9 protein-coding genes are annotated in these 13,342 nt (G+C 42.1%); 8 read left to right on the top strand and 1 reads right to left on the bottom strand.

What is annotated here, in order from left to right:
- The first annotated feature begins 102 nt into the window (after window positions 1-102).
- The gene (locus tag ACWQ4X_RS13325; RefSeq protein ID WP_457903979.1) at window positions 103-2,151 is read left to right on the top strand and encodes a bifunctional diguanylate cyclase/phosphodiesterase; all 2,049 of its coding nucleotides are present in this window, start codon (window positions 103-105) and stop codon (window positions 2,149-2,151) included.
- A 97-nt stretch (window positions 2,152-2,248) separates the two neighbouring features.
- On the opposite strand, the gene ACWQ4X_RS13320 is transcribed toward ACWQ4X_RS13325, so the two are convergent.
- Window positions 2,249-3,823 (bottom strand): sensor domain-containing diguanylate cyclase, encoded by a 1,575-nt coding sequence (locus tag ACWQ4X_RS13320; protein ID WP_457903978.1) that lies wholly within the window; start codon window positions 3,821-3,823, stop codon window positions 2,249-2,251.
- A 330-nt stretch (window positions 3,824-4,153) separates the two neighbouring features.
- Here ACWQ4X_RS13320 and ACWQ4X_RS13315 point away from each other — a divergent pair, with 330 nt between their 5' ends.
- The 7 genes from ACWQ4X_RS13315 (at window position 4,154) to ACWQ4X_RS13285 (ending at window position 13,253) form a co-directional block, all read left to right on the top strand.
- Window positions 4,154-5,416, top strand: a complete 1,263-nt coding sequence (locus ACWQ4X_RS13315; RefSeq protein ID WP_457903977.1) for a sensor histidine kinase — start codon at window positions 4,154-4,156, stop codon at window positions 5,414-5,416.
- A gap of 268 nt (window positions 5,417-5,684) precedes the next feature.
- Complete coding sequence (gene glnE, locus ACWQ4X_RS13310) at window positions 5,685-8,465, top strand: bifunctional [glutamate--ammonia ligase]-adenylyl-L-tyrosine phosphorylase/[glutamate--ammonia-ligase] adenylyltransferase (protein ID WP_457903976.1); 2,781 nt, start codon at window positions 5,685-5,687, stop codon at window positions 8,463-8,465.
- Window positions 8,466-8,499: 34 nt separating this feature from the next.
- Window positions 8,500-9,426, top strand: a complete 927-nt coding sequence (locus ACWQ4X_RS13305; protein ID WP_457903975.1) for a branched-chain amino acid transaminase — start codon at window positions 8,500-8,502, stop codon at window positions 9,424-9,426.
- A 74-nt stretch (window positions 9,427-9,500) separates the two neighbouring features.
- Window positions 9,501-10,391 carry a mitochondrial fission ELM1 family protein gene (locus tag ACWQ4X_RS13300; protein WP_457903974.1) on the top strand — a complete coding sequence of 297 codons (891 nt, stop codon included), beginning with the start codon at window positions 9,501-9,503 and terminating at the stop codon, window positions 10,389-10,391.
- A gap of 4 nt (window positions 10,392-10,395) precedes the next feature.
- Window positions 10,396-11,214 (top strand): polysaccharide deacetylase family protein, encoded by an 819-nt coding sequence (locus ACWQ4X_RS13295; RefSeq protein ID WP_457903973.1) that lies wholly within the window; start codon window positions 10,396-10,398, stop codon window positions 11,212-11,214.
- A 2-nt stretch (window positions 11,215-11,216) separates the two neighbouring features.
- Window positions 11,217-12,200 (top strand): glycosyltransferase, encoded by a 984-nt coding sequence (locus ACWQ4X_RS13290; protein ID WP_457903972.1) that lies wholly within the window; start codon window positions 11,217-11,219, stop codon window positions 12,198-12,200.
- 12 nt (window positions 12,201-12,212) lie between these two features.
- A complete protein-coding gene (locus ACWQ4X_RS13285) occupies window positions 12,213-13,253 on the top strand; it encodes an ELM1/GtrOC1 family putative glycosyltransferase (protein WP_457903971.1) in 1,041 nt (346 codons plus the stop codon).
- Window positions 13,254-13,342: the final 89 nt, after the last annotated feature.

Raw genomic sequence — 13,342 nt, 5'->3', positions numbered from 1 at the left:
AACAGGATTATAAAATTTGAAAAACTTTAGGTTTTTTTATTGCTCGAGAGCACGACTTTGAATGTATTGATAAAAAAAAGATGACCTAAACGGAAGCTTTATATGGTTCATATACATTATGATTTAAGCCTTGTTGTAGGTTCTATTTTATTTGCTTTGTTGGCATGTTTAATGGTTGTGTCACTGGAACAATTATTATTTCGCGGATCACAGCAAAAGCTGCACAAGGTCATCCTAGTGACCAGTGGTCTAGTATTAGGCGTCGCCATTTGGTGTATGCACTTTATTGCTATTTTTGCTTGTCAATTTCCTGAATCCTTTAGCATTGATCTTGGGCTAACGCTGACCTCATATGTAATAGCTTTTGTTGCCTCAACTTTCGCCATTTGGCTGATCACACGTCCCACTTTATCTTTTGCTCGCCTGATTATGGGGGCAGTCCTGATGGGGCTGGGCATTTCGGGGATGCATTACACGGGCATGCTCGCTTTAAAACTGCCGTCTTATCATATTCAGTGCGACGCCATGATGGTGGTATTTTCGATTATCTTTGCCATTTGTGGTTCGGGTTTAACCTTCTGGCTCACCTTTAAATATAAAGCAGCGATTAAATATAAGTTTTGGCTGAAACTCTGCATTGCATTCATGATGGCGATTTCGATTGTCGGCATGCATTTTAGTGGTATGGCGGCAACGAAATTTGTCCAAGATTCTACAGATTTGCTGAACTTGGGTCAGTCGGGTTATGGCTTGATTGTATTTACGGTATTGCTGGTCACCTCGCTGATTTTTATCGCGGCGTTCTTTGTTGCAGTACTCGAACAGCGACTAGAAGAGAGGAATATTCAGCTGTATACCGCCAATCAGGAACTTGCCAAGCAAGCAGTGAGAGATAACCTGACTAAATTGCCGAACCGTTTGTATCTAGCTGAATACGCGCATTTTCTGTTTACCAATCATCGCTATAACGATCAGAAAATTGCTTTTCTTTTTATTGATTTAGATCGCTTTAAAGGCGTCAACGATGTCTTTGGTCATCATGTGGGGGATCAATTGCTGGTACAGCTTTCGAGTCGTATTCATGCCCAATTGAATGAGCGCCAAAAATTGCTGCGTATTGGCGGAGATGAGTTCTTAATGGTGATTGAAGATGCCAGCCTAGAACAAGCGGAACGCATGGCGGCAGTTGCACTGGAACAGATTCAGGAAAGTTTTCTTATTGCAGGCAAGGAAATTAATATTTCTGCCAGTGTCGGCATCGCGATGTTCCCTGAGCATGGCAATAACTTGCAAGATTTGCTGATTAATGCAGACGCAGCAATGCTGTCCTCAAAATACCAAGGTCGTAATACCTATTCCGTATTTAACTATACGGCGGATCAGCAAGAAACCAAGAGCCTGACCAAGTTAATTAATGATCTGTATAAAGCGGTTGAAGAACAGCAGTTTGTTCTGTTTTATCAGCCGAAATTTACCACGCAAGACCATCAAATTTGTGGTGTGGAAGCATTAATTCGTTGGCAACATCCAACTTTGGGTTTATTGACCCCAAACATGTTTATTCGTGGTGCAGAAAAAACAGGGCTAATTATTGAATTGGGTTATTGGGTGCTGGAACAAGCCTGCCGTCAAATTCAAATCTGGGAAAAAAATAATGTGCCGTTTTTCCCTGTAGCGGTCAATCTTTCAGCCGTGCAATTTGAACATAAACACCTGTTTACCAACCTAGAGCAGTTGTTTGAAAAGTATCAAATTGATCCAAGTCATTTGATGATTGAGATCACTGAAACCACCGCCATGCATCATATTGAATCCAGTATTTTGAGTTTCGAGCGATTGCGCCAAATGGGCATTAAACTGGCGATTGATGACTTTGGTACCGGGCATTCCAGCTTCCTGTATTTGAAAAACCTGCCTGTGGATGAACTGAAAATAGACCGTGAGTTTATTTATGATTTAGAAGAAAACTCAAAAGAAGAAATGATTTTGGAAAGTATCATTCAACTGGCGATTAAGTTGGGTTTGGTGGTGACTGCAGAAGGGGTGGAATGTGCATCTCAGGCAGAAATTTTATCGCGTCTAGGTTGTCAGCAATTACAAGGCTATTTATTCGCAATGCCGATGGAAGTGGAGCAGCTTGAGCGGATCTAAGTTTAAGCTGTGGACTCAGATTTGGTTAGTCAGGAAGTTGTTTGATCTTCGTTGTATCTGAAAGCCTTATTCAATCCAACTTGATCTCGCATTTCAATTACATGCAAATACGATTGCGTCCTTCGGCTTTGGCTTGATAGAGGTTTTCATCTGCCAGTTTCATCACTGCCTTAATCTGTACTGAAGAATCAGGCCAGTGCGCGAGTCCAATCGAAATAGTAATTGGACCTATGCCTTCTACCAGTGTGGTTTCAAGCTTTAGTCTTAGGCGTTCTGCTAGTTTATAACCAATATTCAAATCTGTACTGGGCGTCAGGACGATAAATTCTTCACCGCCAAAACGGCAGCAGACATCATTATCACGGAAATTGGCTTGTATGAGAGCTGCGACTTTCTGTAACACCAAATCGCCTTTGTCGTGTCCATAGGTGTCATTCACTTGTTTAAAGTGATCAATATCAATCGCAATCACACAAAATTGGGTTTTGGTATTCATCAATTCCTGCGTGAACACCTCCATACCACGTCGATTATAAAAACCGGTCAGAGGGTCGGTGTTGACATGGTAGTTCAGCTCGTTAATGCGTTTTTTAAAGTTCTGCGCGCTGAGCAAGAGCGAGAGACGGAATTTTAACACCTCAAAATACCAAGGTTCGATACTTTTAATTTTTTGATCGATATCAGGGGTATTTAAAATACTCGCCATTTTTGCCAGCTGTTCCAGCGGATTAGAAATCAGATAGGCAATGCGCCAGACAATAAAGAAAATCACCAGATAGAAGATCGACATGCCAAACAGAATTTTATACACAATGCTGGTGGCTTGTTCTAACAGAACCGCTGTAGGTTGCTGAGAAACGATGATCCATTTGGTCGAGGGTACATAGGCAAACCCCGCCAGATTTTCTTTACCTTCACTGTTGACCAGTTGCATCTTGCCGAATTTGGTTGCCTGAATCTGTGCCAGTCCGGTGTTATGCGTGACGGTTTCACCAATACGTTTTGGATCGGGGTGAAAAATAATACGGTTATACTGATCCAGCACATACATATAGCTGTTTTGATAGTTGTATTTGATGCTCAGTAATTCACGAATAATGTTATTTTTCTTTAAATAAAGCGCGCCACCAATAAAGCCGAGATAGTTGTGATTGTTGTCAAAAATAGGTTGTGAGATAAAAACAATCAAATTATGGCGTACAGAATAATAGGGGTGTGTGATGACGGGGGCTTTTTGGTCTAGGGAAAGCTGAATGCCATAGGTTTTATTGATACGTTTTTTATCAAATGCCAGCTGCTCGGGTGCATAAGACAGGAAACGCCCCTCTTTATCAATCACCACCACACTGTCAAAGGCATCGGACTGGAAGCGTAAGCGATCCACTTCATTTTGTAGTTGAATCGGATCATCAAAGGAATGCCCGATAATATCGGCACTATAGGCCAGTTGCTTGACCAGAGTTTTGAATTGTAAATCGGTGCCATGCGCAATTTTTGAAGCATAGTCAAAATTGACGGAGAGAGAGTTTTCAATCAGTTGTTGGCGCTGAATGTAATAACTGACGGCCAGTGAAATCACAAACAGGCTAAAGACACTGAACATCGCCAAAAAAAGAATAAGTTTTCTTAAATCTAGATTAAGTGTTGAAAGTAGCCGTTGCAAAATGGTCATCACAATTATGGAGTAGATCGGATATGAAATGGGTTGGATTACACGTCATCCAGTGATCCGATGAACATAACCGCCAACTGGGTTTTAAACTTGTAGGATGTCAAACAATGTATAGAGAAATGAGATAAAAATCTAGTTTTGATAAAATTTATCCATGTGCTTATCACCGCCATGACTGGTCAAGAGGAAGATTAAGTATTATATTGTTTTTGTAACTATATTTTAATTTTTTGCATCTCTATTTCTCGATTTATCTGCGGCTCAAGATTTAAACAAATAAGCAAAATGAAATGTAACGATGTTTGATCTTCACGTTTTCCCGAGGCAATTATGAAAATACAACTCCTAGAGATTGGCTCAGAAACCGAGCAATTAAGTGCGTGTAGACTTTCATTGTTGTTGGGTATTGCGACTCCGCAGAATCAGATTTCCACTTATCTTAAGTTAGCTCGCCAATTACTGGCTGTCGATCATGCTGTCTTGCAATTTCAGCATGAGCCCTATGCATGGATCTCAACATCGACGGGTTTAAAAGCCTATGCCTGTTCAGGTCTTTTTGCAGATTTGCACGTACAAGACTATGTCGATGTGCAACATGCGAATTATGCAGCCTTTGTGAGTGAGGTTTCACGTTTGGGCTTGGCTGCAGAGCCACGCTTATTGGTCTTGAACATATGCAATGCTGAGGGGCAGTCCTTTGGTCAGGTGGCTTTTTTTGATCAGCAGACCACCGTATTTAGTCCAGATCAGATCCAAATGCTGCAAGAGCTGTTTGCCAGCTTAATCAAGCATATTGAACTGAAGATCGATCACGCTGAACTCAAAGAAATGTATGAGCAGCAGTCGGCTCTAAATTTTAGTAAAACCAAATTTTTTCAAATTATTGCTCATGATTTGCGTGCCCCTTTTCATGGGCTACTGGGCTTTTCAGAAGTGCTGGCGCAAGAGCGGGATAGTTTAGATGAAGCCAGTATTCAGAATATCGCGGATTACTTGCATGATACCACGCAGTCAACCTATAGCTTATTGGAAAGTTTGCTCAATTGGGCGATGGCTGAAGGCGGGCGCTTTGTCTTCCATCCAATTAACTTTCAATTGAAGCAAGCCTCTAAAATTGTGTTCGATGTATTAAATGGACTCGCGATTAAAAAGAAAATTCAATTGATTGAAGATGTTCCTGAAGAAATAAAAGTTTTTGCGGACATCAATATGGTGACTTCCGTAATTCAGAATCTGGTCTCGAATGCGCTGAAGTTTACGCATATGGATGGAACTGGAATTGTGAAAATTTCAGCTCAAGTGACAGTAAAGGGCGTCGAGATATCCATTCAGGATACAGGTCTAGGCATGACACCCCAGCAAATTGAACAGTTGTTTCAACCGCGATTAACGGTGAGTTTTAAAGGCACCGATGGTGAAAAAGGTATGGGGCTGGGTTTGGTGCTGTGTAAACGCTTTGTAGAAATTAATCAAGGTGAAATTGAAGTGCATTCGAAAGAGGGGGAAGGCACCCTATTTAAGGTCACTTTGCCGCAAGCCGAATCCCATCTCGCCCTCAGTGCCAATCAAAAATTCATTGAAGTTTCTCCTTAAAATTGAACGCTAGTTAATTTTCAATAAAAATAACCAGAAAACAGAATGTGCAAGGTAGTATCCCTTGAGATGATTGAGTACACTCAAGCTAAAGTCGCGGTCATACTTTTGCCCAATATCCGATTTTAATGGTCCTGCCTATGCTGGAGAGCAACACAATCAAGTCGTGCTGAAACGGGTGGGGCCAATGATTCGATGTGGATCAAAGTGAAATTCCAACTCGATATGCAACATGCGATGACAAGAACCTTGATAATTAAAGAAGACGTTGAACTCGGCGTGTGCCGAAAAAGGAGAGTGGCTCTTGATGAACGCTGAACAATTGCAGAAAACCTTGTGTGCCAGCCAATATGCAGAACAAGTTTTGGCAATCCATTCCAGCTTATTAGAACAAGATTACAGCGTTGATCAGTTCCAGAGTTCCTTAACCACAGCACAAATTTATGCACACGTCCAAGATGAATTACAACATGTAGAAGATGAAACGACGTGGTTGCGACTCAGTCGAGTATTACGCGCTCGATTGATGTTTCGCTGGATTTGGCAAGATGCCAACCAATTGACGGACGTGGTGACACTCACCCGCGAACTGTCCGATTTTGCCGATGCCATGGTGTGTGCGGCAAAAGATTTTGCGCGTAGGCCGCTGGTTGCAAAGCATGGCGAGCCAATCGGCTATAACGGCAAAGTTCAAGATTTGATTGTGATTGCCATGGGCAAACATGGTGCCCAAGAACTCAATTTGTCTAGCGATATTGATTTGATATTTGCTTTTGATGAGCAAGGCGAAACCAATGGGCGCAAATGTATTGATGTACAGCAATTTTGCATTCTTTGGGGACAAAAGCTGATTTACCTGCTGGATCATATGACAGCGGATGGTTTTGTCTTCCGTGTAGATATGCGTTTGCGTCCGTGGGGGGATGGTTCTGCGTTGGCCATTAGTCATGTGGCATTGGAAAAATACCTGAGTCAGCACGGGCGTGAATGGGAGCGCTATGCGTGGATCAAGGCGCGTATCGTCACGGGGGGTAAAGAAGGCGATGAATTACTGGCAATGACCCGTCCATTCGTGTTCCGACGTTATGTGGATTACACCGCTTTTGAAGCCATGCGCGAAATGAAAGCCATGATTGAGCGCGAAGTGGCACGTCGCAATATTGAAGATGATATTAAACTGGGTGCAGGCGGGATTCGCGAAGTCGAATTTATTGTGCAGGTGTTCCAGTTAATTTATGGCGGTTCAAAACTTGAATTACAAGATCGTCAATGTCTGGTCAGCCTGCATCATTTGGGGGAGGTCGGTTTACTGGATCCGCAAGTGGTGCTTGAGCTGGAAGATGCCTATTTATTCTTGCGCCGAGTTGAACATGCGATTCAGGCACTGAATGATCAGCAAACCCAATCCTTACCGAGTGAACCAGAACTGCGTCAGCGCATGACCGAGACTTTGGGCTATGCAGATTGGCAGTCTTTCTTGGATGTGCTGAATCAAAAGCGTGCCAAGGTAATTTATCAGTTTGAACACTTGATTAAAGAAAAAGAACCCGATCCATTGGTGGAAAGTTTTGGTCAGCTGGAGCAACGCTTACAGGCTGTACTGGATGAGGATGCGAAAAAACTGGTACATGAATTCTGGTATGGCAATGCCTTAAAAAAACTGCCTGCCAAAGCCGTACAGCGTTTAAAAATGTTCTGGCCACATTTGATTGAAGCAATTTTAGAGTCGGATAAACCACAAACCGCTTTATTACGCTTAATGCCTTTGGTCGAATCAGTGATGCGTCGTACCGTGTACTTGGTGATGCTGATTGAAAGTAAAGGCGCATTACAACGTCTGGTCAAAATGGCGACGGTCAGTCCATGGATTTGTGAAGAGTTGACGCATTATCCAGTGCTGCTGGATGAATTCTTGTCCATGGATTTTGAACTGCCGCGCCGTCAAGATTTACAGGATTCTTTACGTCAGCAATTACTGCGTATTGAACTGGATGAAGTGGAAGACCTGATGCGGGTGTTGCGTCTGTTTAAGAAGTCTAACGTCTTGGCGGTGGCTGCCAGTGATGTCTTGGCAGAAAGCCCATTGATGAAAGTTTCAGATGCCTTAACCGATATTGCAGAAGTGTCGGTCAATGCGACCCTGAATATGGCGTATCAGATGGTGGCTAAACGACATGGTTTCCCACTCGACATTGAAGGTCAGCGCTGTGCGATTGACCATACCGCATTTGCCGTGGTGGGTTACGGGAAAGTCGGTGGGATTGAACTGGGATATGGTTCCGATTTGGATTTGGTGTTTATTCATTATATGGATGAGCAGGCGGATACCGATGGACCGAAATCCATTAGTGGCTTTGAATTTGCCATGCGTGTGGCGCAGAAATTTATTTCGCTGATGACCACGCAAACCCTAGATGGTCGTGTTTATGAAATTGATACGCGCTTGCGTCCTTCGGGTGAGGCGGGAGTGTTGGTCACCAGTCTAAAAGCTTTCGAACAATATCAACTGAAAAATGCCTGGTTATGGGAGCATCAAGCGCTGGTACGTGCACGTTCGATTGCGGGTGGAGAAACCTTGCGGGATAAGTTTGAGCAACTGCGTTGTCGCATCTTAACCTTGCCTAGAGAAGAGGCTAATGTCCGCGAAGAAGTGTTGAAAATGCGTCAGAAAATGAAAGACCATTTAGGTTCTTCTAAAGAACAACAAAAAGATGGAATTTTTCATTTAAAACAGGATGCAGGTGGTATCGTTGATATTGAATTTATGGCACAGTATGCTGTGTTAGCATGGAGTGGGTCGAATCCCGATCTCGCCCATTACTCCGACAATGTACGAATCCTTGAAGACGCTGCAAAAGCAGGTTGCTTATCCAGTGACGATGCAACAGCATTGATTCAAGCTTATCTCAGTGAACGAGCCGAGAGCCACCGTTTAGCGCTTGCGAATCAATCCATGCAAGTCAATGCTGCGGACTGGCACAATACCCGTGTGATCGTTTGCAAGTTATGGCAAAGATTAATAGATCCAACTGCTGCGGCTGTTGGATAAAAATGACTGTATATAAAAATTTGGAGTGTGTGCCATGAATTTGGCTGATCGTGATGGTTTTATTTGGCAAGATGGACAATTGGTTGACTGGCGTGAAGCGAAAATTCACGTTTTAACGCATACTTTGCACTACAGTATGGGTGTCTTTGAAGGTGTACGTGCTTATGAAACACCAAAAGGTACAGCAATTTTCCGTTTAAAAGACCACACTAAGCGTTTGCTTAATTCTGCAAAAATTTATCAAATGAAAGTCCCATTTGATCAAGCGACGTTAGAACAAGCTCAAATTGATGTGGTTCGTGAAAATAAATTAGCATCTTGCTATTTACGTCCTTTAATCTGGATTGGTTCTGAGAAACTTGGTATTGCAGCAACCAACAACACCATTCATGCCGCAGTTGCAGCTTGGGGTTGGGGCGCGTATTTGGGTGAAGAGGCGATGGCGAAAGGTATTCGCGTTAAAACTTCATCTTTCACACATCACCATCCGAACGTGACCATGTGTAAAGCAAAAGCATCAGGTAACTATACTTTGTCGATTTTGGCTCACCAAGAAGTTGCACATTCTGGTTATGACGAAGCAATGTTGATGGATCCTCAAGGTTATGTTTGCCAAGGCTCTGGCGAAAACGTATTCCTTGTGAAAGATGGTGTATTACATACTCCGGATATCGCTGGTGGTGCGCTTGATGGTATTACGCGTCAAACTGTGATTACCATTGCCAAAGACTTGGGTTATGAAGTTGTAGAACGTCGTATTACTCGTGATGAGTTCTACATTGCTGATGAAGCATTCTTCACTGGTACTGCTGCTGAAGTTACACCAATTCGTGAATATGATGACCGTCAAATCGGTTGTGGTTCACGTGGTCCAATTACAACTGAAATTCAAAAGACTTATTTTGATGCAGTCCAAGGTCGTAACGATAAATATGCACACTGGTTGACTTACGTAAACTAAGTTGATCAGTTAAGATCAAAAGGCGAGACTTCGGTTTCGCCTTTTTTATTGAAATTTCAAAATGGTTAGAGCTTATGCATATTGTTTATGTGAGTGATGGAAAGGCGGGACACCGTTCACAAGCACTTGGCTTGTTCAAAGCCCTACAAAGACAATCTAAGGAAACTGTGAGCTTTGAAGAAATTTCGATAGAGGATTTAGCTTTATTCTCACTTGTTACTGGGCTGTTTCGTGGATCGATTTCACAGTTGAAAACACCCCTCGATTTGATTATTGGAGTCGGGAGTCACACGCAATTACGTGTACTGCTACTTGGGAAAATTTATGCACAAGCCAAAACAGTCATTTTAATGAAACCGAATTATCCATTGGCTTGGTTTGATTATAGTGTGATTCCAGAACATGATGGCATTCCTGCCTCTGATTGCGTGATTGTAACGCAAGGTGCATTGAATCCGATTGTGGATGAACAACGACATCAGTCAGGGCGGATTTTAATTGCATTGGGTGGTTCATCTAAACGCCATCAATGGAATGCGGATAAAGTCTTTACTTCGATTGAACAGATTGTGAAGCAACATCCGAATAATGAAATTATTATTACCACCTCGCGTCGAACACCTGAGCAGTTTGTTGAGCGTTTGAATGCTCATCCTTTTTTACCGCATGTGCATTTTTTTCCAGTTGAACATACTCCACAAGGCTGGATTTTTGAAGAGATGCAAAAGGCGGAAGCAGTGTGGGTCACTGAAGACAGTGTCTCGATGATTTATGAGGCGCTCACTGCAGGTTGTCGAGTTGGTGTGATTGCTATGGATCGCATGAAACAGGATCGCATTACCGCTTCGGTAGATGCTTTGTTGGCAAAAGGTATTGTGACTGAAACTGCTGACTTGGTTCAGTTACCGCCACCGAATGCTTTTAAAGAAGCGGAGCGTGTGGCAACATATCTTTTAGCTCATTAAGCAGATGTTGCCTGTGATTTACTTATTTCTTGTCGTATTGCTGATAATCGTGGTGTTTAGTTACAAGTTTGCATGGTGGAAACCGGCAGTGGATTGGAAACGACCACGTGTACTGATGTATCACATGGTGCGTGAACATATTGATGGGGCAAAATTTAATAAACTCAGAGTCACACCAGCCCAATTTGAGCAGCAAGTCGCGTGGATGAAGGCGCAAGGTTTTCATTTTGTGACCATGCAAGAATTACAGCAAAATTGGGGAAAACACCCTGAAAAAACCGTTGCGATTACCTTTGATGACGGTTATTTGGATAACTTGGAAAATGCCTATCCGATTCTAGAGAAGTATCGAGCCAAAGCCACAATTTATGTGGTGGTAGACCGCCATGATCGGGACTGGTCGACCTATAAAAAAGCCCATCATAACAGTGGTGAATTGGCACGTGAGCCAAAGCTTAATGATAAGCAAGTGAAGTTCTTGGCGAATAGTGGTTTAGTGGAAATCGGATCGCATACTATGACCCATGCCAATCTAGCGAAACTGGATGATGCACAATGTCTGGCGGAACTAACCGAGTCTAAACAGCAGCTTGAACAGTTGATTCAGCAACCCGTGACCAGTTTTGCCTATCCTTTTGGGATTTATTCAGCGCGTGATGTACAGTTGGCAAAGCAGGCGGGTTATCAGAATGCGGTGACCACCATTGAAGGGATTGATGGGACACAACCTGATTTTATGCAGTTACAGCGAATAAAGATTAGTGGTAAGGATTCACTTTTTGCGGTGAAATTAAGATTAAAATTAGGCAAGCGTGAGGGCTAAACATGAACATTACGCTTGTAATGGCCAGTGATGAAGAAGGTGGTTTAGAAAAGCATGTGCTTGAACTGGCGGAGGGACTTGCTGAGTTTTATCCAGTTTCATTAATTGCGCACCAGAAATACCAGACTCAACTTTCTCATAAAGTAAACTTTATCGCTTTTGATATGAGTGGCAGTCGTTATAATCCGTGGACTAAATATCAATTAAAAAAAGTCATACTGGCAACTCAGCCCGATATTTTACATGCGCATGCTTCTAAAACCGCGAAGCTATTACAAGGGATGCTTCAACAATTCAGTTTTCCCAGTGTAGTGACTGTTCACGGTAAAAAGAAAAGTAATCAGGCGTATTTTGCTTTTGATCATATAATTGCTGTGAGCCGTTCAGTTGCCGAGATTTTAAATCAACCGAATAAAACCACAGTGGTGTATAACGGGACTAAAATTACGGTATCACCGACACCTTTACAGAAGAACCGAGAATTTATTGCGATTGGGCGTTTGAATTCTGTGAAAGGCTTTGATCTGTTATTAGAGGCTTGGAAAGACATTCCGCACTTGCTCTCAATCGTAGGAGATGGTGAGGAAAGAGAAAAGCTTGAACAGCTTATTCTACAATATCAACTCTCAGATCGAGTGAGCTTGCTGGGTTATCGTCATGATATTCATACACTCATTCTTGAACATGAGGCATTAATTGTTTCTTCACTTCGAGAGGGTGGACCATATACCTTGGCAGAGAGTCTATTATTGAATCGACCTGTGTTTGGTACAGATGTTGGAATGATGGCAGAATTTGTACCAGCAGAATTCTTATGTGAAGCAGGGAGCGGTCATGCTTTGAATGCTTTGATTCGACATTATTTGCAAATCCCTGATCCATTTATGGATTTTACCTCTGCGTATAAAATGGCGCAGGAACAGCTTACGTTTCAGAAAATGATTGAACATACCCTACAAACTTATCAATCTTTGCTTGTGTCATAAATGAGATTCAATATGAGCCAATCGCCAATTATTCTTGCCCTTACCGATGGTAAAGCAGGTCATGAAACTCAGACACAGGGCATTGTACAGCTTTTAAATCAACAGCAGCAATATCAGGTTGAATGGCTGAAACTAAAGTTTCCGAGTAAATGGCAATACCGAATACTGAAATGGCTAATGAAATTTAGTGCCAATACTGCATGGTTAAATGCTTTTTTGACTGCTGAACAATTGGATCATTTAAAGCATAAAAATGTGGCCTACATTGTTTCTGCAGGTGGAAATACTTTATTAGCCAATGCATTACTCAAAAAAGAACTTGTGAAATCGAATCCTGTGCAGAATATCGTAGCAAGTTCATTACGTGGGATAAAACCAGATTATTTTGATGTGGTGTTTACCATTCAAGCGGAACAAGCAAATTTAACCCCGTATCTTTATTATCCAATTGCACCAAATAAAATGTGTGCCTTGTCTTTAACTCACATACAAGCTAAAACCAATTTAGGTATACCGCATTTAGATCAAGTCATTACCATTTTAATTGGAGCAGATACTAAAACAGTCAGCATAGGCACTGTGGAGGAGTGGGGAGCTGTTTTACAAAAAGTCCGTAGTGAATATCCGGAGGCACGTCTTATGTTGACGACTTCTCGGAGAACCTCGATTGAGTTTGAACATGCCTTAGCTAATTACTGCACACAACATAATTTAATACGAAGTTTTGATCAGATGACTTGGGTTGCGCAAGGTCAACAGTGTGATATTAAAAATTATATCTTAGCTGCAGATTGGGTGTTGTCGAGTGCTGATTCAACCTCTATGGTGGCTGAAGTGGTCATGTCGGGTCAGCCATTAATCGTGTTTTCAGATGCCAGTAAAATGCATGATGCTGCAATTCAGCAACAGTTCAGTTTTTTAGAAAGACAAAAATGGATCAGTTGTTATGATTTATCCAATACTGTTCAGTTTAAACAAGCTTTACAATTTTTAGAGCCAGACAATCATTCAGAAGCAATGGCGAATGAATTAAAAAAGAGATTGGCGTCGTGATGAGCGAGGTTGTATTTCTTTTTGTAATTTAACAATCAGAATGCGGCATATTTGCAAATCAACCAGTAAATTTAACTTTAAATAAATGA

The sequence above is a fragment of the Acinetobacter sp. NigerLNRRAM0016 genome, assembly GCF_054112845.1.
The sequence above is the reverse complement of the archived record's forward strand: the minus strand, read 5'-3'. Positions and strand labels throughout refer to the sequence as shown.

Bases quoted from the DNA above. Each gene is read 5' to 3' on its own strand.
- ACWQ4X_RS13305 (WP_457903975.1), top strand. From the start codon at position 8,500: ATGAATTTGGCTGATCGTGATGGTTTTATTTGGCAAGATGGACAATTG.
- ACWQ4X_RS13320 (WP_457903978.1), bottom strand. From the start codon at position 3,823: ATGACCATTTTGCAACGGCTACTTTCAACACTTAATCTAGATTTAAGA.
- ACWQ4X_RS13325 (WP_457903979.1), top strand. From the start codon at position 103: ATGGTTCATATACATTATGATTTAAGCCTTGTTGTAGGTTCTATTTTA.
- ACWQ4X_RS13295 (WP_457903973.1), top strand. From the start codon at position 10,396: ATGTTGCCTGTGATTTACTTATTTCTTGTCGTATTGCTGATAATCGTG.
- ACWQ4X_RS13285 (WP_457903971.1), top strand. From the start codon at position 12,213: ATGAGCCAATCGCCAATTATTCTTGCCCTTACCGATGGTAAAGCAGGT.
- ACWQ4X_RS13290 (WP_457903972.1), top strand. From the start codon at position 11,217: ATGAACATTACGCTTGTAATGGCCAGTGATGAAGAAGGTGGTTTAGAA.
- ACWQ4X_RS13315 (WP_457903977.1), top strand. From the start codon at position 4,154: ATGAAAATACAACTCCTAGAGATTGGCTCAGAAACCGAGCAATTAAGT.
- ACWQ4X_RS13300 (WP_457903974.1), top strand. From the start codon at position 9,501: ATGCATATTGTTTATGTGAGTGATGGAAAGGCGGGACACCGTTCACAA.